Source organism: Streptomyces cadmiisoli, assembly GCF_003261055.1.
Taxonomy (GTDB): domain Bacteria; phylum Actinomycetota; class Actinomycetes; order Streptomycetales; family Streptomycetaceae; genus Streptomyces; species Streptomyces cadmiisoli.
The window spans coordinates 6,932,879-6,959,528 of the sequence record NZ_CP030073.1; the positions used below are offsets into that span (position 1 = coordinate 6,932,879).

The 26,650-nt window shown below is 70.9% G+C and carries 24 protein-coding genes; 20 read left to right on the forward strand and 4 right to left on the reverse strand.

Annotated elements, in window-relative coordinates:
* Positions 1-5: 5 nt before the first annotated feature.
* Positions 6-749: a proteasome subunit alpha gene (prcA, locus tag DN051_RS30435; protein WP_053762368.1), complete on the forward strand. Its 744-nt coding sequence runs from the start codon at positions 6-8 to the stop codon at positions 747-749.
* Between the two features lie 76 nt (positions 750-825).
* Here prcA and DN051_RS30440 read toward each other — a convergent pair whose 3' ends face one another.
* Positions 826-1,899 carry a LacI family DNA-binding transcriptional regulator gene (locus DN051_RS30440; protein WP_420709217.1) on the reverse strand — a complete coding sequence of 358 codons (1,074 nt, stop codon included), beginning with the start codon at positions 1,897-1,899 and terminating at the stop codon, positions 826-828.
* Between the two features lie 54 nt (positions 1,900-1,953).
* Here DN051_RS30440 and DN051_RS30445 point away from each other — a divergent pair, with 54 nt between their 5' ends.
* The 17 genes from DN051_RS30445 (at position 1,954) to DN051_RS30525 (ending at position 19,605) form a co-directional block, all read left to right on the forward strand.
* Positions 1,954-3,213 (forward strand): MFS transporter, encoded by a 1,260-nt coding sequence (locus DN051_RS30445; protein WP_053762370.1) that lies wholly within the window; start codon positions 1,954-1,956, stop codon positions 3,211-3,213.
* 9 nt (positions 3,214-3,222) lie between these two features.
* Positions 3,223-4,584 (forward strand): Pup--protein ligase, encoded by a 1,362-nt coding sequence (pafA, locus tag DN051_RS30450; RefSeq protein WP_053762371.1) that lies wholly within the window; start codon positions 3,223-3,225, stop codon positions 4,582-4,584.
* 164 nt (positions 4,585-4,748) lie between these two features.
* Complete coding sequence (locus DN051_RS30455; RefSeq protein ID WP_053762372.1) at positions 4,749-5,750, forward strand: FKBP-type peptidyl-prolyl cis-trans isomerase; 1,002 nt, start codon at positions 4,749-4,751, stop codon at positions 5,748-5,750.
* Positions 5,751-5,852: 102 nt separating this feature from the next.
* Positions 5,853-6,227 (forward strand): FKBP-type peptidyl-prolyl cis-trans isomerase, encoded by a 375-nt coding sequence (locus DN051_RS30460; RefSeq protein ID WP_053762373.1) that lies wholly within the window; start codon positions 5,853-5,855, stop codon positions 6,225-6,227.
* Between the two features lie 186 nt (positions 6,228-6,413).
* Positions 6,414-7,391 (forward strand): helix-turn-helix transcriptional regulator, encoded by a 978-nt coding sequence (locus DN051_RS30465; RefSeq protein ID WP_053762374.1) that lies wholly within the window; start codon positions 6,414-6,416, stop codon positions 7,389-7,391.
* A gap of 17 nt (positions 7,392-7,408) precedes the next feature.
* The gene (locus DN051_RS30470; protein ID WP_053762375.1) at positions 7,409-8,461 is read left to right on the forward strand and encodes a helix-turn-helix transcriptional regulator; all 1,053 of its coding nucleotides are present in this window, start codon (positions 7,409-7,411) and stop codon (positions 8,459-8,461) included.
* A complete protein-coding gene (locus tag DN051_RS30475; RefSeq protein WP_053762376.1) occupies positions 8,458-8,754 on the forward strand; it encodes a hypothetical protein in 297 nt (98 codons plus the stop codon). Before DN051_RS30470 ends, DN051_RS30475 begins: the two co-directional genes overlap by 4 nt.
* 54 nt (positions 8,755-8,808) lie before the next feature.
* Entirely contained in the window at positions 8,809-9,003 is a 195-nt protein-coding gene (locus DN051_RS30480) for a hypothetical protein (RefSeq protein WP_053762377.1), read from the forward strand.
* A gap of 262 nt (positions 9,004-9,265) precedes the next feature.
* Positions 9,266-9,553 carry a Sec-independent protein translocase subunit TatA gene (gene tatA / locus DN051_RS30485; protein WP_053762378.1) on the forward strand — a complete coding sequence of 96 codons (288 nt, stop codon included), beginning with the start codon at positions 9,266-9,268 and terminating at the stop codon, positions 9,551-9,553.
* A gap of 47 nt (positions 9,554-9,600) precedes the next feature.
* Positions 9,601-10,554, forward strand: a complete 954-nt coding sequence (gene tatC, locus DN051_RS30490) for a twin-arginine translocase subunit TatC (protein WP_053762379.1) — start codon at positions 9,601-9,603, stop codon at positions 10,552-10,554.
* A 31-nt stretch (positions 10,555-10,585) separates the two neighbouring features.
* Positions 10,586-11,476, forward strand: a complete 891-nt coding sequence (locus DN051_RS30495) for a diacylglycerol kinase (RefSeq protein ID WP_053762380.1) — start codon at positions 10,586-10,588, stop codon at positions 11,474-11,476.
* A gap of 40 nt (positions 11,477-11,516) precedes the next feature.
* Positions 11,517-14,366 (forward strand): DEAD/DEAH box helicase, encoded by a 2,850-nt coding sequence (locus DN051_RS30500; protein WP_053762381.1) that lies wholly within the window; start codon positions 11,517-11,519, stop codon positions 14,364-14,366.
* A gap of 685 nt (positions 14,367-15,051) precedes the next feature.
* On the forward strand, positions 15,052-16,692 hold the full coding sequence (locus tag DN051_RS30505) for a sensor histidine kinase (RefSeq protein ID WP_079001651.1): 1,641 nt from the start codon (positions 15,052-15,054) through the stop codon (positions 16,690-16,692).
* Positions 16,689-17,099 carry a roadblock/LC7 domain-containing protein gene (locus DN051_RS30510; RefSeq protein ID WP_053762383.1) on the forward strand — a complete coding sequence of 137 codons (411 nt, stop codon included), beginning with the start codon at positions 16,689-16,691 and terminating at the stop codon, positions 17,097-17,099. Before DN051_RS30505 ends, DN051_RS30510 begins: the two co-directional genes overlap by 4 nt.
* On the forward strand, positions 17,096-17,494 hold the full coding sequence (locus DN051_RS30515) for a DUF742 domain-containing protein (RefSeq protein WP_053762384.1): 399 nt from the start codon (positions 17,096-17,098) through the stop codon (positions 17,492-17,494). Before DN051_RS30510 ends, DN051_RS30515 begins: the two co-directional genes overlap by 4 nt.
* Complete coding sequence (locus DN051_RS30520) at positions 17,475-18,095, forward strand: GTP-binding protein (RefSeq protein ID WP_053762385.1); 621 nt, start codon at positions 17,475-17,477, stop codon at positions 18,093-18,095. Before DN051_RS30515 ends, DN051_RS30520 begins: the two co-directional genes overlap by 20 nt.
* 34 nt (positions 18,096-18,129) lie before the next feature.
* Entirely contained in the window at positions 18,130-19,605 is a 1,476-nt protein-coding gene (locus tag DN051_RS30525; RefSeq protein ID WP_053762386.1) for a cytochrome P450, read from the forward strand.
* 2 nt (positions 19,606-19,607) lie between these two features.
* Here the strand turns inward: DN051_RS30525 and DN051_RS30530 are convergent, their stop codons facing one another.
* The 3 genes from DN051_RS30530 to DN051_RS30540 form a co-directional block, all read right to left on the reverse strand.
* Positions 19,608-20,555: an RluA family pseudouridine synthase gene (locus DN051_RS30530; RefSeq protein ID WP_112442513.1), complete on the reverse strand. Its 948-nt coding sequence runs from the start codon at positions 20,553-20,555 to the stop codon at positions 19,608-19,610.
* Between the two features lie 106 nt (positions 20,556-20,661).
* Complete coding sequence (locus DN051_RS30535; protein WP_112439986.1) at positions 20,662-21,510, reverse strand: siderophore-interacting protein; 849 nt, start codon at positions 21,508-21,510, stop codon at positions 20,662-20,664.
* A gap of 105 nt (positions 21,511-21,615) precedes the next feature.
* Positions 21,616-22,545 (reverse strand): 5'-3' exonuclease, encoded by a 930-nt coding sequence (locus DN051_RS30540; protein ID WP_246041133.1) that lies wholly within the window; start codon positions 22,543-22,545, stop codon positions 21,616-21,618.
* A 193-nt stretch (positions 22,546-22,738) separates the two neighbouring features.
* Between DN051_RS30540 and DN051_RS30545 the strand changes: the two genes are divergently transcribed.
* Together DN051_RS30545 and DN051_RS30550 are read left to right on the forward strand one after the other, a co-directional pair.
* On the forward strand, positions 22,739-23,827 hold the full coding sequence (locus DN051_RS30545) for a quaternary amine ABC transporter ATP-binding protein (protein ID WP_053762389.1): 1,089 nt from the start codon (positions 22,739-22,741) through the stop codon (positions 23,825-23,827).
* Positions 23,820-26,432 (forward strand): ABC transporter permease/substrate binding protein, encoded by a 2,613-nt coding sequence (locus DN051_RS30550; RefSeq protein ID WP_112439990.1) that lies wholly within the window; start codon positions 23,820-23,822, stop codon positions 26,430-26,432. The genes DN051_RS30545 and DN051_RS30550 overlap by 8 nt, the downstream gene beginning before the upstream one ends.
* Positions 26,433-26,650 lie beyond the last annotated feature (218 nt).

A 26,650-nucleotide genomic window follows, 5' to 3' on the forward strand; every position in this document is an offset into this window, starting at 1 on the left:
AACCGGTGTCGACGCCGTTCTATGTCTCACCCCAGCAGGCCATGGCCGACCGGGCGGAGTACGCCCGCAAGGGCATCGCCCGGGGCCGCAGCCTGGTCGTGCTCCAGTACGTCGACGGCATCGTGTTCGTCGGCGAGAACCCGTCCCGCGCGCTGCACAAGTTCAGCGAGATCTACGACCGGATCGGCTTCGCCGCCGCCGGCAAGTACAACGAGTACGAGAACCTCCGCATCGGCGGCGTCCGCTACGCCGACCTGCGCGGTTACACCTACGACCGGGACGACGTGACGGCCCGCGGCCTGGCCAACGTCTACGCCCAGACGCTGGGCACGATCTTCTCCAGCGCGGCCGAGAAGCCCTACGAGGTGGAACTGGTCGTCGCGGAGGTCGGCGAGACGCCCGACGGGGACCAGATCTACCGGCTGCCGCACGACGGCTCCATCGTGGACGAGCACGGCTCGGTCGCGGTCGGTGGCAACGCCGAGCAGATCAGCAGCTACCTGGACCAGCGCCACCAGGACGGCATGACCCTGGCCGAGGCGCTCAGCCTGGCCGTGCAGGCGCTGTCCCGCGACACCAACGGCACACAGCGGGAGATCCCCGCCGAGCGCCTCGAAGTGGCCGTACTGGACCGTACGCGCCCGCAGCAGCGCAAGTTCAAGCGGATCGTCGGCCGGCAGCTCGCGCGTCTGCTGGAGGCCGACGGGGCGTCGTCCGCCACGGAGGCGGAGGACGCCGAGGAGGAGTAGTCCTCCGCGTCCCTGATTCCCGATCCCTGAACACCCGCAGATGCCCCGGTCGGCGACGGCCGGGGCATCGGTCGTCTCAGGGGGCGGCGGGGGGAGCGGTGGACCCGCGTACGACCAGTTCCACGGGGATGTCCCCGGCCTGCGGCGTGCCGCCCTCAAGGACCGCCAGCAGGGCCCGCATGCCCCGCTCACCGAACAGCTCGGCGTCCAGCCGCACCGTGGTCAGCTCCGGATCGATCGCGGTGGCCAGGGCGAGATCGTCGATGCCGGTGACCGAGACGTCGTCGGGGACGCGCAGTCCGAGGCGCCGTACGGCCTTGTAGGCGCCTGCCGCCAGCTTGTCGTCGTCGCAGACGACGGCGGTGACGCGGTGGCGGCCGAGGGCCGCCTCGGCGGCGGCCAGGGCCCCGTCGATGGAGATGGGCGCGCGGGCCGAGTGCAGGGTCGTGCCGGGGACCGTGCGCAGGCGGGCGGCGAGTTCCCGGGCGCGGACCTCGAAGGTCCAGGAGGCGATGTCGGCACCCAGATGCAGGAACCGGCGGTGGCCGAGGCCCAGCAGATGGTCGGCCACCTGGCGGACACCGTCGGCGATGTCGAGATTGACGGTGGCGGCGCCCAGACTGCCCTCCGGGTCGCTGTCGAGCATCACCAGCGGCAGCTGGTCGCCGCGGATGGCGGTGAGGGCGTCCGCGGCCATCGAGGAGGCGATGACGCCGTCCAGCGCGGCCTGGGCGGACGCGAAGGGGTCCCGGACGGCCCCGATGCCCTCGGGGGAGGGGTACAGCACGACGCCGAAGCCGTGCTCGGCGGCGACGCGGGTGGCGCCGGTGTAGACGCCCGCGAAGAACTCCGTGGTCAGCGCCGGGACGACCAGCAGCACGGTGCGGGTGTGGCCGAGGCGCAGATTGCGGGCGGCCAGGTTGGGCCGGTACCCGAGGTCCCGGGCGGCCTGCCGGACCCGTTCGGCGGTGGCCGCCGACACCCGGCCGCGCCATTTGTCGCCCAGCACCAGGGACACGGCGGCCTGGGAGACGCCGGCGCTCCGGGCGACGTCCCGGCTCGTGGGACGGATGCCGGCTCGTGACACCTGGCCTGCTCCTTCGTCGGGACGTCGTCCTGGCCGTGACCTGGACGGGTGAACTGCGCACATGGTACGTATGACTGAGGAAGTTATACGTAAAACCCTGGCGGGAAGGGCGGGAACATGGCCGCGGGATACCTGGAGATCCTCAGGGCGAGGCACGCCACCCGGCTGCTGGTCGGCACGCTCGTGGGGCGCCTGCCGAACGCCACCGCCGCGATCGCGATCGTGCTGTTCGTCCGCGCGGAGGGCGGCTCCTACAGCCTCGCCGGAGCGCTGGCGGCCGTGTACGGCGTCGCCAACGCGGTGGGCCAGCCCCTGCTCGGCAGGCTGGTGGACCTGCACGGACAGCCGCGCGTCCAACTGCCCGCCGCGCTCCTGTCGGCCCTCGCGATGGCCGCCTTCACCGTCAGCGGCACCGACGCGCTGACGCCGTCGTACGTGGCCGTGGCTGCGGCCGGACTCTTCACCCCGCCCCTGGAGGGCGGCCTGCGCGCCCTGTGGACGTCCGTGCTGCGCAAGGAGGAGCAGGTGCACCGGGCGTACGCCATGGACGCGGTGGCCCAGGAGGTGATGTTCACCGTCGGCCCGTTGCTGGTGACCCTGTGCACGTCGCTGTGGTCCGCCCAGGTCGCCCTGCTCGCGCTGAACGCCCTCGGCGTCCTCGGCGCCCTCTCCGTGGTCGTCTCGCCGCCCTCGCGCGCCTGGCGGTCGGCGCCGCGCGAGGCGCACTGGCTCGGCGCGCTGCGCTCGCCCGGCCTCCTGGCGCTGCTGGCCGCGTTCCTCTTCGTCGGCGTGGCGCTCGGCTCCATCGCGGTCGCCGCCGTGTCGTACGCGGACGACCACGGCGGCGACGCGGTGTACGGCTGGCTCATGGCGGGCGTGGGATTCGGCGCGCTCGTCGGCGGCAGCCTGTACGGGGCGCGGCAGTGGAGCGGCGTACCCGAACGGCGACTGCGTGTGCTCGTCGCCCTTCTGGCGGTGTGTTACCTGCCGCTCGTGCTGATGCCCGGCCCGGTCGCCATGACGGCGCTCAGCGCGCTCGCCGGCGTCTTCCTGGCCCCCGCCATCGCCTGCGCCTTCGTCATCGTCGACCGGCACGCGCCGCGGGGCACCGTCACCGAGGCGTTCTCCTGGCTGGTGACCACGTTCACGGTGGGCGCGTCGGTCGGAACCGGTGTCGCCGGACCCGTGGTGGAGTGGGGCGGGGCGCTGTGGGGCTTCGCCGTACCGGGTGCCGCGGGAGCCGTGTCGCTGCTGGTTCTGCTGGCCACCGGGCGGGTACTCGCAGTTCCCGCCAGGACGGCGGTCGTTGCGGCCTCAATGGAAAATGATCCAAATCGTGCCGTCGAACCCCGTTTCAGTTCAGGGGATCGGGCGTAATGTTCAGTCATGGACCGCCGCATTTTCGGGCTGGAGAACGAGTACGGCGTCACGTGCACGTTCAGGGGACAGCGCCGTCTGTCGCCTGACGAGGTGGCGCGGTACCTCTTCCGCCGTGTCGTGTCATGGGGCCGCAGCAGCAATGTCTTTCTGCGGAACGGCGCCCGCCTCTACCTCGACGTGGGCTCGCATCCGGAATACGCGACACCCGAATGTGACAACGTGATCGAACTGGTCACCCACGACAAGGCCGGCGAGCGCATTCTCGAAGGTCTCCTCGTGGATGCGGAACGACGCCTGCACGAGGAGGGAATCGCGGGCGACGTCTACCTTTTCAAGAACAACACCGACTCCGCCGGCAACTCCTACGGATGCCACGAGAACTATCTGGTGGCCCGGCACGGGGAGTTCTCCCGGCTCGCGGACATCCTCATCCCCTTCCTGGTCACCCGGCAGCTGCTGTGCGGCGCCGGCAAGGTGCTCCAGACCCCGCGCGGCGCTGTGTACTGCGTCAGCCAGCGCGCCGAGCACATCTGGGAGGGCGTCTCGTCCGCCACGACGCGCTCCCGGCCCATCATCAACACCCGCGACGAACCCCACGCCGACGCCGAGCGCTACCGGCGGCTGCACGTCATCGTCGGCGACTCGAACATGTCCGAGACGACGATGCTGCTCAAGGTCGGCGCCACGGACCTGGTGCTGCGCATGATCGAGGCGGGCACCGTGATGCGCGACCTGACCCTGGAGAACCCCATCCGGGCGATCCGCGAGGTCAGCCACGACATCACCGGCCGCCGCAAGGTGCGCCTGGCCAGCGGCCGGGAGGCGTCGGCGCTGGAGGTGCAGCGGGAGTACTTCGAGAAGGCCGTGGACTTCTGCGAGCGGCGTGGCATCCGCACCGGCGTGGTCGAGCAGGTGCTGGAGCTGTGGGGCCGCACCCTGGACGCCATCGAGAACGAGGACCTCGACCGGATCGACACCGAGATCGACTGGGTCATGAAGTACAAGCTCATCGAGCGGTACCGGGCCAAGCACAACATGACCATGTCGCACCCGCGGGTCGCGCAGATAGACCTCGCCTACCACGACATCCACCGGCGTCGTGGCCTGTACTACCTCCTGGAGAAGAAGGGCCAAGCCACCCGGATCTGCAACGACTTGAAGATCTTCGAGGGCAAGTCCGTCCCGCCGCAGACCACTCGGGCCAGGCTGCGTGGCGACTTCATCCGGCGCGCGCAGGAGCAGCGCCGGGACTTCACCGTCGACTGGGTCCACCTCAAGCTCAACGACCAGGCACAGCGCACGGTGTTGTGCAAGGACCCGTTCCGATCGGTGGACGACCGGGTGGAGAAGCTCATCGCCGGTATGTGAGCGACGCGCACGGCCCGATTCCCCCGCACGGGTTCGCCCGACCGCGGAACGGGGGTCGGCCGGAACGCCACACGGGCGCCGTACGTTATCCGTACGGCGCCCTTCTCACGCCGTAGAGTTGCGCGCACGCCATCAACAAGATCGACGATTACGAGGCCCCCACCGTGCGCCGACGCTCCCTGCTCATCGCCGTCCCCGCTGGACTGGTCACGCTCGCCGCATGCGGCGACGACGGGTCCGCCTCGAGCGAGGCCACCACCAGTCCGTCGCCCTCGGCTCCCGAGACGTCGGGCGCGCCCGCGCCGAAGATCGTCGACGGACCGCTGCCGGCCATCACCGCGGGGACGAAGTTCGACGAGAAGCCCACCGTGGCCAAGGGCACCGGCGAGCCGTCGAAGGACCTCGCGGTGAAGACGGTCATCGCGGGCGGCGGCCAGACCGTCGCGGAGAACGACTACATCCAGGCGAACTACCTGGGCCAGATCTGGTCCACCGCCAAGGTGTTCGACAACTCCTACGACCGCGGCACGCCGCTGGTCATCCAGCTCGCCCCGGGCAGCATCATCGACGGCTGGCGCTACGCGCTGAGCGGCAAGAAGGCCGGCAGCCGCGTCCAGATGGCCGTCCCGCCCACCTGGGGCTACGGCGAGCAGGGCAACGCGCAGGCGGGCATCAAGGGCACCGACACGCTGGTCTTCGTGGTCGACATCCAGGCCAGCTTCAATTCGCGCAGCTCCGCCAAGGGCACGCAGGTCGATCAGGCCGACGCCGACCTGCCGCAGGTGGGCACCAACACCGACGGCAAGGCGCCGGCCATCGAGGTCCCCAAGGCCGACCCGCCGACCAAGCTCGTGGCCGAGTACGTCCTGGAGGGTGACGGAGCGGAGGTCGCCGCCGAGGACAGCCTGCTCGTGCAGTACCGCGGCGTGCTCTGGGACACGGGCAAGGAGTTCGACTCGACGTATTCCCGCAACGCGCTGGCCTCGTTCTCGCTCCAGCAGGTCGTCAAGGGCTGGGCCCAGGGCCTGACCGGCAAGAAGGTCGGCAGCCGGGTCCTGATCGTCATCCCGCCGGACCTGGGCTACGGCGACAACCCGCCCAGCGGCAGCGGCATCAAGAAGGACTCCACACTGGTCTTCTCCGTGGACATCCTGGCCAAGATGTGAGCGAGCCCATGATCGCGTCGGGCCCGCCCGGCGAGGCGTGATCGCCGATGGGATGCAAGACTGTCCGAGTTGCCTTGTCGTACATCAGCAGGAGCCAGTGAAGTGAGCATCGAGAAGCCCGAGATCGACTTCCCCGGTGGCGAGCCCCCGAAGGACCTCGAGATCAAGGACATCTGGGAGGGTGACGGGCCGGAGGCCAAGGCGGGCGACACCGTCTCCGTCCACTACGTGGGCGTGGCCTTCTCCACCGGTGAGGAGTTCGACGCCTCCTGGAACCGCGGCACGCCGCTCCAGTTCCAGCTCGGCATCGGCCAGGTCATCCCCGGATGGGACAAGGGCGTGCAGGGCATGAAGGTCGGCGGGCGCCGCCAGCTGATCATCCCCGCGCACCTCGCCTACGGCGACCGTGGCGCCGGTGGCGGCCGGATCGCCCCGGGCGAGACGCTGATCTTCGTCTGCGACCTGGTCGCGGTCTGAGCGGCGTACCCGCACCGGCGGACGCGGGCGCTGGTCGCCGTGGCGCCATCGTGCCTCGTTCGCGCTGATCCGATCGGATCCGATCAACGAGGGCCCATGCCTGTTCGGGCATGGGCCCTCGGCTTTTGCCCCGACACCGCGGAGCGGTACGGTCATCCGTCAGAAGCACCATAGGGAAGGGCGTCGATGGCCATTGCCAAGGCCGAGCGGCTGATGAACCTGGCGCTGTGTCTGCTGGGGACGAGGCGGCCGCTCAGCAAGCGCGAGCTTCGCGATTCCATCGAGGCGTACGTCGAGGCCGTGAAGCCGGAGAAGGGCGCGGCCGGGTCCGACGACTCCTTCAACCGGATGTTCGAGCGCGACAAGGACGACCTGCGCGAGCTGGGCCTGGTCATCGAGACCGTGGAGAACATCGACGGCGAGGTCGGCTACCTGGCCCGCCGCGACAGCAACCGGCTCCCGCCGATCACCCTCGACGCCGAGGAGGCCGCGGCCCTCGGGCTGGCCGCCAAGGTCTGGCAGCAGGCCAGGCTCGCGGGGGCGGCGAGCGGCGCCCTGCAGAAGCTGCGCGCGGCCGGACTCCCCGAGGACGTCGACCCGTACGAGGCCCACGGTGCCCTGGAGCCGCGCATCCCGGTGCACGAGGCCGCGTTCGAGCCCCTGATGCTGGCCTGCCGCGACCGCCGGCCCGTGGTCTTCGAGTACCGCAAGGCGACCGCCGCCCACCCCGAGACCCGGCACGTCGAGCCATGGGCGCTGGAGTGCTGGCGGGGGCACTGGTACCTGGCGGGCTGGGACCGCGACCGCGCGGCGGAGCGGGTCTTCCGGCTGTCGCGGATCACCGGCAGGGTGCGCGCCCGCACCGGGCGGTTCGGCGCCGAGGTCCCCGACGTCGTCACGGTCCGCGAGACCGTCGCGAGCTGGGCGGGCGAGACCGCCGACCGCAGCGCCCTGATCCGGCTGCGCTCGGGCGCGGGCTACCCGTTGCGGGCCCGTGCCGCTTCCGTACGGGAAGGCGAGGACGGCTGGGACGAGTTGGAGATCCCGTACGGGCACGGGCTGGACGCCTGGCTGGTGGAGTTCGGGCCCGACGTGGTGGTCCTGGAACCCGCCGAGCTGCGGGCCGACGTGGTGGACCGGCTGCGTGCCGTGGCCAAGGGTTGAGGGGGCGGAAGAAGACAGTGGCTGGCAAACCCGCACGGCCGGCGAACGCCATCGACCAGACCCGGCGGATGCTCTCCCTGGTCACCTACCTCAGGGAGCGGCCCGGCGCCCGGATCGAGGACGTCGCCCGCGCCTTCGGCATCACCGAGGACGAGCTGGTCTCGGACCTCGATCTGCTGCCCATGTGCGGCACGAGCTTCCGCGGCGGCGACCTGCTCGACATCGACACCGACGGCGAGCGCATCTGGTGGCACAACCCTGCCGCCCTCGGCGCGGAGGCGGCCGAGCCGCTGCGGCTCGCCGCCGACGAGGCCACCGCCCTGCTGGTGGCCGCGCGTGCCGTGGCCACCCTGCCCGGCCTGCGCGAGAGCGACCGGCAGGCGCTGCTGCGCGCCACCGCCAAGGTGGAGGCCGCCGCCGGTGAGGCGGCCGGCGCCAGCTCCCGGCTGTCGGTCACCTTCGAATCGGAGGGCGGCGTCTTCGCGGACGTCGACCGGGCGATCTCGGAGCGCCGCCGGCTGTGGATCAGGTACTACTCGCCGGCCCGTGACGAGGTCACCGAGCGCGAGGTCGACCCGATCCGCCTGGTCAGCGTCGGCCACACCTATCTCGAGGGCTGGTGCTACCGCTCCGAGGCGCGCCGCACCTTCCGGCTCGACCGGGTCGCCGAGATCCGGATCCTCGACGAGCCGTCCGCTCCGCCCGAGATCGAGCTGCGGGACCTGTCCGAGGGGCTCGTGCAGCCCGCGGCGGAGGACCCGGAGGTCGTCGTCGAGGTCGGTCCCGCCGGACGCTGGGTCGCCGAGTACTACCCGCACGACAGCGCCGATGAGCTTCCGGACGGCGGGCTGCGTATCACCCTGCGGACCCCCGACCCCGCGTCGCTGCGCCGACTGGCGCTGCGCCTCGGGCACGACGGGCGGATCGTCGCCCCCCAGGAGCTGGCCGACAGCGCCCGGCAGGCGGCCCGCGACGCCCTGGCGGCGTACGACGGGATCGAGGTGACGGCTCCGCGCGAGGGGCGGGACCGGGCGGACGACGGGCAGTACGACAGGCAGGAGCAGGGATGACCGTGACCGAGTCGGCGTCGTCAGGTGCGGGCATGTCGGTGGCGTCCGCGTTCGCCGGGATGAGAAGCGTGGCGCCGGTGGTGTTCAAGGCCGGCTGCCCGGACTGCCGGAGCCGTTTCGAACTCGCCGCCGGCGCCCTGCTGCTCGCCATCGGTGCCAGCAGCCGCACCACCTTCTACTCCTTCACCTGCCCCGAGTGCGGCGCGTCCGTGCGCAAGCCGGCCGGTGATCGCGTCGTCGAACTGCTCATCGGGGGCGGCGTCAGGACCCTCCGGCTGCATTCGACGGTCTGAGACGCGAGGACGCCGCCCGTACTTCCGCCGGGCGGACGGTCTAGGCTCGGCGTCATGTTCTGGCCGATGTTCGCGGTAGCCGTGGGTTTCCTGGGTCTCGCCGTTCTGGGCGTGCTCGCCGTCCGGGTCTTCGTGGAGGCGCGGCGCCTGGGCAGCCAGGTGTCGGAGTCCGCACGCCGGATCAGCCGCGCCGCGGAGGACCTCGAGCGCGCCGCGGTCAGCACGGCCCGGTCCGCGGACGCGCTCTGAGCGGTTCTGCGCGGTCCTGTGAGCACTGCGTTTGATGTGCTGTGGGCCCCTTCGCCCTGTCAACTTGCCGGGCACGGCAGGTACGCTGCTGGTCGCGGCCCGGAAAACGAGGCTCGGACCGTGGACCGGGAGTACGCACAGGGATTGCCCTCCGTTCACCCCTGAGCGCTACGATCGCTGGCAGCACCATCGATCGGACACATGTCCGACCGGTCGGACAGGTTCCACCCACCCACCCGCCTCGGTGAGAAGGTAAAGAGATATGTTCGGAAGGCTCGGACCCACCGAGATCATTCTCATCCTCGTCGTCATCATCCTGCTGTTCGGCGCGAAGAAGCTTCCGGACATGGCGCGCTCCCTCGGCAAGTCCGCGCGCATCCTCAAGAGCGAGGCGAAGGCGATGAAGGAGGACGGCAAGTCCTCCGCCCCGGCGGACCCGCCGAAGGCCGACGACGACCAGCAGCCCGCTCAGCGCATCATCCAGGCCGCACCCGGCGACGTGACCAGCTCCCGCCCGGTCTCCGAGCCGACGGACACGACCAAGCGCTGACGCAGGGCCGGTGACCTCCGGCCCGCCGCACGAGATGGGAACGTGGGTTGCTGAAGTCTGCCCGCAAGCAGGAGAAGGATCCCGAGGGGCGGATGCCCCTCGCGGAGCACCTCCGTGAGCTCCGCAACCGGCTCGCGAAGGCCTTGCTGGCGATCATCCTCGTTACGGTCGTCGCCGCTTTCTTCTACAACGACATCATCAACTTCTTCACCGAGCCGATCCTCGACTCGGTGGGTTGCTCGCAGTCCTTCGAGGAACTCGCGCGGTCCGCAGGCGACAAGGCGGAGCCGTGCGCGCAGATCACCATCAACGGTCTGCTCACCCCCTTCACACTCGCGCTGAAGGTGTCCCTGATGGCCGGTGTCGTGCTGGCCTCCCCGGTCTGGCTCTACCAGCTGTGGGCCTTCGTGGCGCCGGGTCTGCACCGGCACGAGAAGAAGTACGCCTACGCGTTCGTCGCCACCGGCTTCCCGCTGTTCCTCTGCGGTGCCTACTTCGCCTACGCGGTGCTGCCGACCACGGCGAACGTCCTGATCGAGTTCACACCGTTCGGCGTCGACAACCTGCTGCCGCTGGACGATCTGCTCGACCTCGTGACCCGCATGGTCATCGTCTTCGGCCTCTCCTTCGAGCTGCCCCTGCTGCTGGTGATGCTCAACTTCACCGGTGCCATCTCCGGCAAGCGGATGCTCGGCTGGTGGCGCGGCATGATCATGGGCATCACGGTCTTCGCGGCCGTCGCCACGCCCAGCACGGACCCGCTGACCATGATGGCGCTGGCCGGGCCGATCTGGATCCTGTACTTCACCGCCGTGGCCGTCGCGCTGGCCAACGACCGGCGCAGGCGCCGCCGCGAGGCGCTGGAGCCCGACGACGACGAGGCCTCCGACCTCGATCTGACCCCCGAGCAGGTCGGCGAGGTCGAGACCGTGAGCGCGCACCGCGCCCTGCCCGAGCAGTCGAGCAAGGACCGGGTCAACGGTTATGACGACGTGACCTGAACATCGGCGAGCACCTCGTAGGGTCACTCCCGTGACCAGCGAGATCACTCTCTTCGTCAACCCCACCGCGGGCCGCGGCCGGGGCGCCCGAGCGGCGCGGCCGGCCGCTTCCGCGTTGCGGGCGGCAGGATTCCAGGTGCGTACGGTCATGGGGGAGAACCCCGAGGACGCACTCGCCCGCGCCCGCGCCGCCGTCGCGGACGGCACCGGCGCCCTGGTCGCCGTCGGCGGCGACGGCATGGTGAACCTCGCCCTGCACGCCGTCGCGGGCACGGACACCCCGCTCGGCCTCGTCCCGGCCGGCACCGGGAACGACTTCGCCCGTGCCCTCGGACTGCCGATACGCGACCCGGACGCCGCGGGCCGGGTGGTCGCCGAAGGCCTCAGGGAGGACCGCATCAGGGCGATCGACCTCGGCCGGGTCGGCGACCGGTGGTTCGGCACGGTCCTGGCCTCCGGCTTCGACTCCCGGGTCAACGACCGCGGCAACCGCATGAGGTGGCCGTCCGGCCGCCTCAAGTACGACGTGGCGATGATCGCCGAACTGGCCGCCTTCCGGCCGTTCCCGTACCGGATCACGCTGGACGACGGCGCCGTCACGGAGATCGAGGCGACCCTGGTGGCGGTCGGCAACGGACCGTCCTACGGCGGCGGGATGCGGATCTGCCCCGGCGCCGATCCCGGCGACGGGCTGTTCGACGTCACGGTGGTCGGCGACTGCAGCCGTACGACGCTGCTGCGGGTCTTTCCGACGGTGTACCGGGGCGGGCACGTCGGCCATCCCAAGGTCTCCGTGCACCGCGCCTCGCAGGTCGAGCTCATGGCGGAGGGGATCACCGGCTACGCGGACGGGGAACCGCTCGGCCCGCTGCCGCTGACCGCCCGGTGCATACCCGGCGCCGTCCGGGTCGTGGTCCCCTGAGCTGCGGCTATCACCGCATTCGCCGGGCCGGATCCGGATAATGATCGTCCTGTTGTCGGTGCCGCCCGGTACGCTCGAAAGCACGATGACAGAGGACCTCTCACCGGCCGAGCGGTACGCGGCGTCACGTCGGCGTGCCGTCGAGCAGGCCACCGCGCTCGCCTCCTTCCGCGAGATGTACGACTTCGGCCTGGACCCGTTCCAGATCGAGGCCTGCCAGGCACTCGAATCCGGCAAGGGCGTACTGGTGGCCGCGCCCACCGGCTCGGGCAAGACGATCGTCGGCGAGTTCGCCGTCCACCTCGCCCTCCAGGAGGGCAAGAAGTGCTTCTACACGACGCCCATCAAGGCGTTGTCGAACCAGAAGTACGCCGATCTGTGCCGTCGTTACGGCAGTGACCGGGTCGGTCTGCTCACCGGCGACAACAGTGTCAACTCCGACGCGCCGGTGGTCGTGATGACCACCGAGGTCCTGCGGAACATGCTGTACGCCGGTTCGCAGACCCTCCTCGGCCTCGGGTACGTGGTCATGGACGAGGTGCACTACCTGTCCGACCGCTTCCGCGGCGCGGTGTGGGAAGAGGTGATCATCCACCTGCCGGAGTCGGTGACGCTGGTGTCGCTGTCCGCGACCGTGTCGAACGCCGAGGAGTTCGGCGACTGGCTCGACACCGTCCGCGGCGACACCGAGGTGATCGTCTCCGAGCACCGCCCGGTGCCGCTGTTCCAGCACGTGCTCGCCGGGCGCCGGATGTACGACCTGTTCGAGGAGGGCGAGGGCAACAAGAAGGCCGTCAATCCCGACCTCACGCGCATGGCGCGCATGGAGGCGACCCGCCCGTCGTACCAGGACCGCAGACGGGGCCGCGCAATGCGCGAGGCCGACCGCGAGCGGGAGCGGCGGCAGCGGTCGCGGGTGTGGACGCCGAGCCGGCCCGAGGTGATCGAGCGGCTCGACTCCGAGGGGCTGCTCCCCGCGATCACGTTCATCTTCAGCCGGGCCGCCTGCGAGGCGGCCGTCCAGCAGTGCCTGTACGCGGGCCTGCGGCTGAACGACGACGAGGCGCGGGCGAAGGTGCGCGCCCTGGTGGAGGAGCGCACGGCGTCCATTCCCACCGAGGACCTGCACGTCCTCGGCTACTACGAGTGGCTGGAGGGCCTGGAGCGCGGTATAGCCGCTCACCACGCGGGCATGCTGCCGACCTTCAAGGAGGTCGTCGAGGAACTGTTCGTCAGGGGACTGGTCAAGGCGGTCTTCGCGACCGAGACGCTGGCGCTCGGCATCAACATGCCGGCCCGGTCGGTGGTGCTGGAGAAGCTCGTCAAGTGGAACGGCGAGCAGCACGCCGACATCACCCCCGGCGAGTACACGCAGCTGACGGGGCGTGCCGGACGCCGCGGCATCGATGTCGAGGGCCACGCCGTGGTGCTGTGGCAGCGGGGGATGAGCCCCGAGCACCTGGCGGGCCTGGCCGGCACGCGCACCTATCCGCTGCGGTCCAGCTTCAAGCCGTCGTACAACATGGCGGTCAACCTCGTCGAGCAGTTCGGCCGGCACCGCTCGCGCGAGCTGCTGGAGACCTCCTTCGCACAGTTCCAGGCCGACAAGTCGGTGGTCGGGATCTCGCGGCAGGTGCAGCGCAACGAGGAGGGGCTGGAGGGCTACAGGGCATCCATGACCTGCCACCTCGGCGACTTCGACGAGTACGCGCGACTGCGGCGGGAGCTGAAGGACCGGGAGACCGAGCTGGCCCGGCAGGGCGCGTCCCAGCGGCGGGCCGAGGCCGCCGTGGCGCTGGAGAAGCTCAAGCCCGGCGACGTCATCCACGTGCCGACCGGGAAGTACGCGGGGCTGGCGCTCGTGCTGGACCCGGGACTGCCGGCCGGCCGCTCCAACGGGCACCGCGGATTCGAGTACCACGACGGTCCGCGCCCGCTGGTGCTCACCGCCGAGCGGCAGGTCAAGCGGCTCGCGTCGATCGACTTCCCGGTGCCGGTCGAGGCGCTGGAGCGGATGCGGATCCCCAAGTCGTTCAACCCCCGCTCGCCGCAGTCCCGCCGGGACCTGGCGTCCGCACTGCGTACCAAGGCCGGGCACATTCCGCCGGAGCGGCAGCGCAAGAAGCGGTCGCAGGCCGCCGACGACCGGGAGATCGCCCGGCTGCGCGCCGCGCTGCGGGCGCACCCCTGTCACGGGTGCGACGACCGCGAGGACCACGCGCGGTGGGCCGAGCGGTACCACCGGCTGCTGCGGGACACCTCGCAGCTGGAGCGGCGCATCGAAGGGCGGACGAACACCATCGCGCGCACCTTCGACCGGATCGTGGCGCTGCTGACCGAACTCGACTACCTGCGGGACGACCAGGTGACCGAGCACGGCAAGCGGCTGGCCCGGCTCTACGGCGAGCTGGACCTGCTGGCGAGCGAGTGCCTGCGGGCCGGAGTCTGGGAGGGCCTGGAGCCCGCCGAACTGGCCGCGTGCGTCTCGGCGCTGGTGTACGAGGCGCGGGTCGGCGACGACGCGATGGCGCCGAAGCTGCCGTCGGGCCGGGCCAAGGCGGCGCTCGGCGAGATGGTGCGGATCTGGGGGCGGCTCGACGCCATGGAGGAGGAGTTCCGGATCACCCAGACCGAGGGCGTCGGCCAGCGCGAGCCCGATCTCGGCTTCGCCTGGGCCGCGTACATGTGGGCCGGTGGCAAGGGGCTCGACGAGGTGCTGCGCGAGGCGGAGATGCCGGCCGGCGACTTCGTACGGTGGTGCAAGCAGGTGATCGACGTGCTGGGCCAGATCCAGGGCGCCGCGCCCCCGGAGTCGACGGTGGGCAAGAGCGCGCGCAAGGCGGTCGACGGGCTGCTGCGGGGGGTCGTGGCCTACTCGTCGGTGGGCTGACGGTCCACTGGGCGCGGGGTCCGTGCGGGGGGCGGGTGTGGCGCCCCCGCTGGTCGATGGCCTTTTGCGTACTTGCGCCCGCGGCCTGCGGGCGGGCGGCGTTCGCCCACCTGCGCTCGGAGGGTCGGGGTGGCGTTCGCTCACCTGCGCCCCGAGGGCGGGCTGCCGCCCGTGCCCCCGCCCCCCGCGTCGAGCGGCCCCGTGCCCCGCGTCGAGCGGCCCCGTGCCCCGTGCCCCGCGAACGTCAGGCTGTCCTCGCCGCCGTTCGACGGCGCGCGGGGACGGTTCGTCGGTTGCTTCCTCGTCCGAGCCGAACGCCCCTGATTTTCAAGGGAGTTGAGTCGCGCGGGTGACGCCGCTCAGGGTGTCGCCGGGGTGCGGTGGGTGCTTCTTCACCCGTGCCGGTGATGCCCTTTCGTATACCCGTTCGCCATCACGCTCCGTGTTCGAACATTATCCGAGCGTGCAAATGGGGCCGAGGGTACTCCGGTCCCCAGCCCCATTTCAGGTGCTTGCCGAATATGACACGGCGATGATCCGGTCGGACTAAGCTCGCCCGCAGCGCACCGAGTTGCGGTGTATTCGTGCGCTTGTTCCCAAACATCCAGATGATCCCGACATCTCTGATGACATACCCCCCTGCAAGCTCGCCCCACACCCAGCCGATCCATTTCAGAGGGCCCACATGGTGAGTGTTCAATCCCCACCCGGACGCCGTGAACTTCCCTACGCGCGCGTGCTGTTGCTGCCGGCGATACTGATGGCCGCGGCGACCGGCGCGGCCGTCGCCCTCGTGGCGCAGCCGGCCCGGACCGCGGTCGGTCTGTGCGGCGGCATCGCCACCGTTCTGGTGATCGCCACCGCGGCCGAGGCGGTGCGCCGCGGCCGAGCGCTGCGGGACCTGCGAGCCGAACACGCCCGGCACACCGGTTACCTGGAGCGGCGCATCGCCGCCCACGACGCCCAGATCAACCGGGTCACCGACGAACACCTGCCGGCCGCGCTGCGCCGGCTGCGCTACGGCAACTCGCCGCCGGAGGTGCTGCGCCAACTCGGCGAGGAGAACCCCGACTTCAAGGCCCTTCCCGAAGCGCAGCAGCAGCTGATCAAGATGGTGCTGCGGATCGTCGACCACGAGGAAGCCCTCCGCGACTCCTCCGAGCGCTCCTTCGTCAGCGTCGCCCGGCGCGTCCAGGCGATCGTCCACCAGCAGGCCAAGGAACTCCGGGAGATGGAGGAGGACCACGGCCGCAACCCCGAGGTCTTCGACGACCTGCTGCGCATCGACCACGGCAACGCGCTGATCGGCCGCCTCGCCGACTCCGTCTCGGTCCTCGGCGGCGGTCGCCCCGGCCGCCAGTGGCCCCGGCCCGTCGCCCTCTACAGCGTGCTGCGCGGCGCGATGTCCCGGATCCTGGAGTACCGCCGGATCAATCTCGCCTCCATCGCCAAGGTCAACATCCGCGGGACCGCGGTCGAGCCGGTCATCCACGCCGCCGCCGAACTCCTCGACAACGCCACCCGCTACTCGCCGCCCAACACCAAGGTGCACGTCACCGCGACCGAGGTGCAGACCGGCGTCGCCATCGAGATCGAGGACGCCGGCGTCAGCCTCAGCGAGGAGGCCCGCAAGCGGGCCGAGGGCATGCTGGAGCGCGCCAAGGCCGGCGTCGACCTCCAGGACATCGGTGACAGCCCGCGCCTGGGACTCGCCGTCGTGGGCCGGCTCTGCTCGGCGCACAACATGCAGGTCTCGCTGCGCGCCTCCGCGTACGGCGGCGTCCGCGCCATCCTCGTCGTACCGAGCGAGATGCTGACCAGCGAGCCCGGCGTCGGCCTCGCCCACGGCATCGGCGCCACCGCCGTGCCGCAGACCACGCCCGGCACGCTGGAGGGCCCCAAGCGCACCCCCAAGAAGCGCCGCCCCACCAGCCCCCGCATCCCCGCCACGGTCTCCATGGAGGACGAGGTCCCCGAGGTCACCGAGTGGACCGCGCAGGGTCTGCCGCAGCGCCGCAGCCGGATGAAGGTCCCGCTGGACCAGCGGCTCGCCGAGCAGGCGGCGATCGAGAAGGCGGCCCGGGAGGGCGACGAGAAGGCACTGCGCTGGATGCAGCCCCGTCCCGAAGCCGCGCCCGAGCCGACCAAGCCGAAGAAGCAGGACCGCGAACCAGGACTGGGCTTCGAAGCCTTCTGGGAGGGCCTGAAGGAGGCCACCCCGCCGGGCGTGCACCCCACCGCGTTCACCCGTGACCCGGCCGCATTCACCCATCTGATCAAGGACCCGGCCCGTACCGAGGCCGACGACGAGGGGAACCTCAAGTGATTCAGCAGCGAGGGAACTTCGACTGGATGCTCAAGGAGCTGGACGACGGGGTCCCGGGCATCGAGATGATCGTGGTGCTCTCCGCCGACGGACTGCGCATCGCCCGGCACGGCGGGGACCCCGACGCCGCCGACCGGGTCGCCGCCGCCTGCGCCGGACTCCAGAGCCTGACGAGCGCCGTCGCCCAGGAGATCCCGGACAGCGACGGCGAGATGAAGCTGGTGGTCGTCGAGATCGACGGCGGCTACTTCTATCTGATGGCCGCGGGCGCCAACGCCTACCTCGCGGTGCTCGCCGACGTCCGGTGCGAACCGGGCCACATGAGCGCCCGCATGCGTGACCTCGTCGTGCGGATCGGTGCCCATCTGACCAGTCCGCCCAGGCGCAACGGGCGGCAGACCGTATGACTCCTCCGCAACGCCAGAGGCGTTACCCCACCCAGCAGGAACCGCCACCGCAACCCGTCAAGCAGGGCGAGGGCCACAACCCCGAGCGGCTCTACACCATCACGGGCGAGGACGGCGCGCGGGTTCCGCTGGATCTGGTGACGTTGATCGTGGCGAACGCCGACCCGCCCCTTTCCGCGACACCGGAGCAGGCGGCGCTGCTCCGGCTCTGTTCGGCCCCCCTGTCCGTGGCCGAACTCTCGGCCTATCTGAACCTGCCGTTCAGCGTGGTGACCGTCCTGCTCACCGAGCTGCTGACGGCCGAGCTGGTGCAGGCACGCGCCCCGATCGTCCGTCAGGCGGTGCCCGACCGTTCCCTCCTCGAAGCGGTGATGCATGGACTTCAAAAGCTCTGACACCATCCCGGGCCCCCGTGCGGAGGATCACCTCCCGCACACGGCCCAGGCCGCGGTGAAGATCGTGATCGTCGGCGGATTCGGTGTCGGAAAGACGACCATGGTCGGCTCGGTCAGCGAGATCCGGCCGCTGACCACCGAGGAGACCATGACCCAGGCCGGCATCGGGGTCGACGACAACTACGGCTCCGAGTCCAAGACCGCCACCACGGTGGCGATGGACTTCGGCCGCATCAGCATCACGGACCAGCTGGTGCTGTACCTGTTCGGCACTCCCGGCCAGGAGCGTTTCTGGTTCCTGTGGAACGGGCTGTTCGAGGGGGCCCTCGGCGCGGTCGTCCTGGTCGACACCCGGCGTCTGGAGGTCAGCTTCGACGTCATGGGACGGCTGGAGGAGCGCGGGGTGCCGTTCGTGGTCGCTCTCAACTCCTTCCCGGACGCGCCCCGTTACCCCCTGGAGGACCTGCGGGCCGCACTCGACCTGCCCGAGGCCATCCCCATCGTCGAGTGCGACGTGCGCCGTCGGGCCTCCAGCCGGGACGTCCTGATGACCCTGATGCGCTTCCTGCACTCCATCGCCCTGACGGGCAAGCTCGCCTGACCCCGACCCCCACAGTTTCCGAAAGCGACCCGCTGTGACGCCTGAATCCCCTTCCCCGGCCCGTACGGACGACGACCTCACTCTCGGCGCCCCGCCGCCCGGATGCCCCGCGCACGGCCGTGGCCCCGGCGGACTGCACCGGCTGCACCAGGTCGAGGACCTCGGCGACCTGTACGAGGAACTCCGCGACGAGTACGGCCACGTGGCGCCCGTGCTGCTGCACGACGACGTGCCGATGTGGGTGGTGCTCGGACACTCCGAGAACCTCCAGATGGTGCGCACACCCTCGCTGTTCACCCGGGACAGCCGTGTCTGGAGTCCGCTCCAGGACGGTGCGGTCAAACCCGACCACCCGTTGATGCCGCACATCGCCTGGCAGCCGATCTGCTCGCACGCCGAGGGCGAGGAGCACCTGCGGCTGCGCGGCGCCGTCACCGGCGCCATGTCGACCATCGACCACCGGGGCGTCCGCCGCCACATCAACCGCTACACCCAGCGCCTGGTCAACGAGTTCTGCGAGCAGGGCGAGGCGGACCTCGTGAGTCAGTTCGCCGAGCATCTGCCGATGGCGGTGATGTGCGAGATCCTCGGGATGCCCGACGAGTACGACGAGCGGCTCGTGCAGGCCGCGCGCGACGCGCTCAAGGGCACCGAGACGGCGATCGCCAGCCACACCTATGTGATGGACGCCCTCGGCCGGCTCACCGCCCGGCGCCGCGCCCACCCCGAGGAGGACTTCACCAGCCACCTCATCACCCACCCCGCCCGGCTCAGCGACGACGAGGTCAGGGAGCACCTGCGTCTGGTGCTGTTCGCCGCGTACGAGGCGACCGTCAACCTCCTGTCCAACGCGCTGCGCATGGTGCTCACCGATCCCCGGTTCCGGGCCCAGCTCAACGGCGGCCAGATGACGGTGCCCGAGGCGGTCGAGCAGTCCCTGTGGGACGAGCCGCCGTTCAGCACCGTCCTCGGCTACTTCGCCAAGCAGGAGACCGAGCTGGGCGGTCAGCGCATCCGCAAGGGCGACGGACTGCTGTTCGCCCCGGCCCCGGGCAACATCGACCCGCGGGTGCGTCCCGACCTGGCGGCCAGCATGCAGGGCAACCGCTCGCACCTCGCCTTCGGCGGCGGCCCGCACGAGTGCCCCGGTCAGGACATCGGCCGGGCGATCGCCGACGTCGGCGTCGACGCGCTGCTGATGCGGTTGCCGGACGTGGAGCTCGACTGCCCCGAGGAGGAGCTGGAGTGGCGGGAGTCGATCGCCTCCCGCCATCTCGTGGAGCTCCCGGTGCGGTTCATGCCGAAGCCGCCGCAGGACATCATGGATCCGCCGAGCCCCCGGCCGAGCCCGCGGCAGCACACCGGCTGGCAGGTCGGCACGCCCGAGGCGCGGCCGGTGCCGGCCGAGCCGGATCAGCGGCCCGCCGAGCCGGTCGCGCCGGCACCGGAGCCGGCGCCGCGCAGGCCCGGTGCCTGGCAGCGGTTCCTGCGCTGGTGGCGGGGATACTGACGTCAGTCCGAGGCCCGGCTCGGACGGCCGGACCAGGCCGTCAGGGTCCGCTCACTGCAAAAGCGCCGGGCGTCCCCCGTGACCGGGTCGGTGAACTCCAGCTCCCGCGCGAGCAGTTGCAGCGGGTGCCGGAAGTCACCGGCCGGCACGGGGTCGGTCACCACCGGGTAGAGCGGATCGCCGAGGATCGGCACGCCCAGCGCGCTCATGTGCACCCGTAGCTGATGGGTCTGCCCGGTGCCGGGCACGAGCCGGTACCGGCCGAGGTCCGCACGGCGCTCGATCAGCTCGACGCGGCTCTCCGCGTTCGGCTCGCCGTCGACCTCGCGGGCGGTCAGTGTCCCGCGCTCCTTGACGATCCGGCTGCGCACCGTCCGGGGCAGGGCGAGCGCCGGGTCGTACGGGGCGATCGCCTCGTACTCCTTGCGCACCCGCCGGTCCCGGAACAGCGTCTGGTAGGCACCGCGTTCGTGCGGCCGTACGGTGAACAGCACCAGCCCGGCCGTGAGCCGGTCCAGCCGGTGTGCGGCGCCGAGTTCGGGGATGCCGAATTCGCGTCGGAGGCGGGCGAGCGCCGTCTCGGTGACATGGCTGCCGCGCGGGGTGGTGGCGAGGAAGTGCGGCTTGTCGACGACGACGATGTGCTCGTCGCGGTGCACCACCAGCAGCGGGAACGGCACCGGCACCTCCGGCGCGAGTTCGCGGTGGAACCACACGTACATCCCCGGCACGTACGCGGCCTGAGGCGCCACCGCCGCCCCGTCCGCCCCGACGACCAGTCCCGCCGCGACCATCCGGTCGACGACCCCGGCGCCCGCCCCGGAGAGCCGTTCCACCAGGTACTCGCGGACCGTGGCCCAGGGGCCCTCGGCGGGCAGCCGCACCCGCACGGGGTCCACCCCGTCGCGCTGCGGCAGCGGGGAGGGCGGGATCGGGGTCTTGCGTCTCATCGCCTGCAAGCGTACGAGGCGGTTTACGTCGGCGGGAAACCGCTGGTCGGGGAAGGCCGAAGCGGCGGCACCCGGCACGGGTGCCGCCGCTTCGCGCCGATTGTGGTCACGCGGCGGCCGCGTCGCCGCTCTCCTGCTCCGCCTCGATCCGGGCGTTCCACTCCCGCTTCGAGGCCTGCCAGCCGTCCTCGTTGTGGCCGAGCCGCCAGTAGCCGGAGATCGACAGGTCCTCGCGCGGGATGCCGTGGTCGACCCGCAGGAGCCGGCGAAGTTCCTTCACACAGGCCGCCTCGCCGTGCACGAACGCCTGCGCACGGCCCGCGGGGAACTCCAGCGCCCGGACCGCCTCGACGAGCGCCTCGCCCACCGGACGGTCGCCGCGGTGCAGCCAGACGACCTCCACGTCGGAGTCGAACTTCTGCTCCTCCTCGGGGCCGGAGATCTCCACGAAGGCGCGGACCTCCGCACCGTCGGGGAGCGACTCCAGGGATGCCGCGATGGCGGGCAGCGCGCTCTCGTCGCCGGCCAGCAGATGCCAGTCCGCGTCGGCCCGGGGGGCGTAGGCCCCGCCCGGGCCCATGAAGTGGATGATCTCGCCCGGCCGGGCGCGCATCGCCCAGGGTCCGGCCAGCCCCTGATCGCCGTGGAGCACGAAGTCCAGTGTCAGCTCGCGCAGTCGGGGGTCCCAGGCGCGCACCGTGTACGTCCGGGTGACCGGCCACTGCTCGCGCGGGAACTCGTCCCGGACGCGCTGCATGTCGAAGGGCTCGGGGTAGGTGACGCCGTGGGCGGGGAACACGAGCTTCACATAGTGATCCGTGCAGGTGTCCGCCACGAAATCGGCGAGACCGGAGCCGCCCAGGACCACACGCTGCATGTGCGGAGTGAGGCGTTCGGTGCGCAGGACCTCAGCGTGGTGAGCCCTCCGCTGCTGCCGCGCCGGACGTTCTGCCATGACCGTCTCCCTGTTCCCGCGAGCTTAGGCTTACCTAACTTAGCACCTCCCTCCGGGGAAACACCTCTCCCTCGACGAGTTTATGGGCCTGAGTTGCCAGAATCGTCACGATTCAAGCGTGGTCAGCAGGCGTTGCAGCGACCCGCCCAGTCCCCAGCGCTGCGCCAGCTCCGTCAGCGCCGACGGATCGCGCGGGGCGCGCGGCAGCGATGTGTCGACGTCGGGCAGCGGCACGTCCTGGGCCACCCGGACGACGGTCGGCGCCACCGCGAGATACGGCTGCGCCTCGGTCAGCCGCTTGCGCTGGGTCGGGGTGAGCCGGGCCGTCCGGTCGTCTACGGTGGCCAGGATCCCCGCCAGGTCGCCGAACTCGGCCAGCAGCTTGGCGGCCGTCTTCTCGCCGATGCCCGGCACGCCGGGGAGCCCGTCGGAGGGGTCACCGCGCAGCAGGGCCAGATCCGCGTACCCGCTGCCGTCGACGCCGTACTTCTCGCGCAGCACCGACTCGTCCGTGAGCTGAAGGGTGCCCACGCCCTTGAGCGGGTACAGCACGCGCACGCCGCGGGCGTCGTCCACCAGTTGGTACAGGTCACGGTCGCCGGTGACGATGTCGACCGGGCCGGTCGACCGGGCGGTGAAGGTGCCGATGACGTCGTCCGCCTCGTACCCCGCGACACCGACGCGCGCGATGCCCACCGCGTCCAGCACCGACTCGATGACCGGCACCTGCGGTGACAGCGTGTCCGGCACGACCTCCTCGTCCGGGGCGGCCTCGTGCTCCTCGGCGACACGGTGTGCCTTGTACGACGGGATCAGGTCGACCCGCCACTGCGGCCGCCAGTCGGCGTCCATGCAGGCGACGAGGTGGTCGGGCCGGTGGTCCCGGACGAGTCGGTCGATGAATTCCAGCAGGCCGCGCACGGCGTTCACCGGTGTGCCGTCCGGGGCCTTCACGGACTCGGGGACGCCGAAGTAGGCGCGGAAGTAGAGCGAGGCGGTGTCGAGGAGCATCAGTCGTCCGGTCACGCCTCGCATCATGCCGTACGCCTCCGACAGTCACCCGGAGGCGATCCGGCGGCGGCGGCGCGGGGCCCGTCTGTGAGCTGGGCCACTTGTGAGTTTGTGCGCGGGAAGCCAGGGCAGGCGCGGCTTCGGAGCGACGCCGGTCGCACCGTGAACAGCCGGCCGGCGCATCGCTCCATCCCAGCCTTCGAGACAAGAGGTACGTGTGTCAGCCAGGCTTGAGGCCGAGCATCTGTACAAGGTGTTCGGCAGACGACCGGACGAGGCAGTGGACAGGCTCCGCGGCGGGGCGGACAGGGAGGAGCTGCGGGCCGACGGCACCACCGCGGCGGTGATCGACGCCTCCTTCACCGTGGAGCCGGGCGAGATCTTCGTTGTCATGGGCCTGTCCGGATCCGGCAAGTCCACGCTGCTGCGCATGCTCAACGGGCTGCTGGAGCCGACCGCGGGAACGGTCGGCTTCGACGGCCAGGACCTGACGGCGCTCTCCGACCGGGAGCTGCGCGAGGTCCGCGCCAAGAAGATCAGCATGGTCTTCCAGCACTTCGCGCTGTTCCCGCACCGCAGCGTCCTGGAGAACGCCGCCTACGGCCTCGCCGTGCAGGGCGTGCCCCGCGCCGAGCGCGAGCGCCGCGCCACCGAGGCGCTGGCGCTGTGCGGTCTGGCCGGCTGGGAGAAGTCCTGGCCCGACGAGCTGTCCGGCGGTATGCAGCAGCGCGTCGGCCTCGCCCGTGCCCTGGCCACGGACGCCGACCTGCTGCTGATGGACGAGTCCTTCAGCGCCCTCGACCCGCTGATCCGCCGCGACATGCAGGACCAGCTGCTCGAACTCCAGCGGAGCCTGAAGAAGACGATCGTCTTCATCACCCACGACCTGAACGAGGCCATGCGGCTGGGCGACCGGATCGCCGTGATGCGCGACGGCCGGATCGTGCAGACCGGCAGCGCCGAGGACATCCTGCTGCGCCCCGCCAACGACTACGTCGCCTCCTTCATCCAGGACGTCGACCGCTCCCGCGTCCTGACGGCGGGCGCCGTCATGGACCGCGAGGTGCGCGGCGACGAGGCGGACTGCGCCTGCGAGACCGCCACGCCCGACACGCCGTTCCACGACCTGTGCGCCCTCAGCGCCCGCCTCCCGCACCCGGTCGCGGTGCTCGACGCCGAACGCGAACTGGTCGGGGTCGTGCCCCGGCAGCGGCTCGTGGGGTTCCTCGGCGAGGAGACGGGCACGCCGCAGCCGTGCGACTCCCCGCGCGACAAGGGCGGAGAGAAGGTGACCGCCCGTGCCTAGGATCGAGCTCGGCAACTGGGTCAACGACGTCGTCGACTGGCTCACCCGGCACATGGGCTGGCTGTTCGACTTCTTCCAGACCGTCTTCGTCGGCATCTACGACGGCATCAACGCCGTCCTCCAGGCGCCCGAACCGTTGCTGCTGGCGGGCATCCTCGCGGTGATCGCGTTCTGGCTGCGCGGTGCGACCGCCGGTGTCCTCGCCTTCGCCGGCTTCGCGTTCATCGACTCCCTCGGACTGTGGGAGAACGCGATGGTGACCCTGGCGCTGGTCCTCGTCGCCACCTTCGTGGCGCTGGTGATCTCGGTCCCGGTCGGCATCTGGGCCGCCCGCTCCGCCCGGGTCAGCGCGCTGGTGCGTCCCGTGCTGGACTTCATGCAGACGCTGCCCGCGATGATCTACCTCATCCCGGCGATCCTGTTCTTCGGCACCGGCGCCCCCGCGGGCATCGTCGCCACTCTGATCTTCGCGCTCGCGCCCGGTGTGCGCCTGACCGAGCTGGGCATCCGGCAGGTCGACAAGGAGCTGGTGGAGGCCGCCGACGCGTTCGGCACCACGCCCCGCGACACCCTGCTGAGGGTCCAGCTGCCGCTAGCCCTGCCCACCGTGATGGCCGGCGTCAACCAGGTCATCATGCTCGGCCTGTCGATGGCCGCCATCGCCGGCATGGTCGGCACCGGCGGCCTCGGCGGTGACGTCAACGAGGCGATCGGCCAGCTGAACGTAGGCCTCGGCTCCGAGGCCGGTGTCGCGATCGTGATCCTCGCGATCTACCTCGACCGGATGACCAGCGCCCTCGGCACGCAGGTCTCGCCGCTCGGCCGGCGCGCCGCCGCCAAGGCGCGGGCCGCCGAGGGCCTGCGGATTTGGACCTACCGTCCCCGGCCCACCGTCGCGGTGATCGGCGTGGTCGTGCTCGCGCTCGTCGCGGGCGGCATGGGAATGTTCGGCGGCGGCCAGGAGTCCGATACGGTCGCCGACAGCCGCAACGTCGGCCAGGGCAAGAAGGTCAGCATCGGCTACATCCCCTGGGACGAGGGCGTCGCCTCCACCTTCCTGTGGAAGGAGATCCTGGAGCGGCGCGGATTCGAGGTGGAGGCCAAGCAGTTCGAGGCCGGACCGCTGTACACCTCGCTCGCCCAGGGCGACATCGACTTCCAGACGGACGCCTGGCTGCCCACCACCCACGCCGACTACTGGAAGAAGTACGGCGAGCGGCTGGACGACCTCGGCGCCTGGTACGACAAGACGTCCCTGGAGCTGACCGTCCCGAGCTACATGAAGGACATCGACTCCCTGGCCGACCTCAAGGGCCGTGCCGACGAGTTCGGCGGCAGGATCACGGGCATCGAGTCCGGCGCGGGGATGATGGCCCTCCTCAAGAACAAGGTCCTCGAGGAGTACGGCCTGGAGGGCGAGTACGAGGTCGTCGACAGCTCCACGCCCGCGATGCTGGCCGAGCTCAAGCGCGCCTACGCCGACCGGAAGCCCATCGTGGTCACCCTGTGGTCGCCGCACTGGGCGTACAGCGACTACGACCTGAAGAAGCTCGAGGACCCCGAGGGCGCCTGGGGCCAGGGCGACGGCGTGCACACGCTGTCCCGCAAGGGCTTCGCGGACGACAACCCGGTCGTCGGCAAGTGGCTGAAGGACTTCAGGATGAGCGAGAAGCAGCTCACCGGTCTGGAGGCCGAGATCAACAAGGCGGGCAAGGGCGAGCAGCAGGACGCCGCCCGCGCCTGGCTGGAGCAGAACCCGGGCCTCGTGGACGAGCTCGCCCCGATCGAGGGCTCCGGCACCGCTCCCGCCGAGGCGAAGCGCCCGCTGGACGTGGCCTGGTTCCCCTGGGACGAGGACATCGCCGTCACCTACCTGTGGAAGAACGTGCTGGAGCGGCGCGGCTACCGGCTGAACCTGAAGCAGATGGACGTCGGCCCGGTCTACACCGGACTGGCCTCCGGCGACCTCGACCTCAACTTCGACGCCTGGCTGCCGCACGCCCAGAAGAACTACTGGGACCAGCACAAGGACAAGCTCAACGACCTGGGCACCTGGTACGAGCCGACCTCACTGGAGATCGCCGTCCCGTCCTACGTCAAGGGCGTCGACTCGCTGGCGGACCTCAAGGGCAAGGCCGACCTGTTCGACGGCAGGATCATCGGCATCGAACCCGGCACCGGCGAGATGAACCTCCTGAAGACGAAGGTCCTGCCCGGGTACGGCCTGGACGGCGAGTACGAGGTCGTCGACGGCTCCACCCCGGCCATGCTGGCCGAGCTGAAGCGCGCGTACGCGAAGAAGGAGCCGATCGCCGTCACGCTGTGGACGCCGCACTGGGCCTACAGCGAGTACGAGCTGACCAAGCTGAAGGACCCGCGGAAGCACTTCGGCGAGGGCAACACCATCCGCACCATCTCCAGCGAGAAGTTCCCCGAGCAGTACCCGCGGCTGACGAAGTGGATCAAGGACTTCAGGATGAGCGAGGACGAGCTCGGCAGCCTGGAGCAGGAGATCAAGGACCGCGGGCAGGGCCGGGAGGAGGAGGCGGTCGCCGCCTGGCTGGAGGAGCACCCCGACCTGGTGGGCCGTATGACGCCCGGGTGACCGCGTCCCCCTGACGGGCGCTCCCGGCCGACCTGACCGGCCGGGTGCGCCCTGCCCGAGGGGTGGGCTTCTCCGCACTTCCCATCTGTGCGGTGAGGCCCACCCCTCGTGGTGTGTCCGGCACCCGCCGACGGGCACGAGAAGGATCCGGCCAACCACGCAGAGCTACGCCATGCCCGGAGCCTCGGCCGGCCGACGGGCCCGTACTGGCGGGCTTG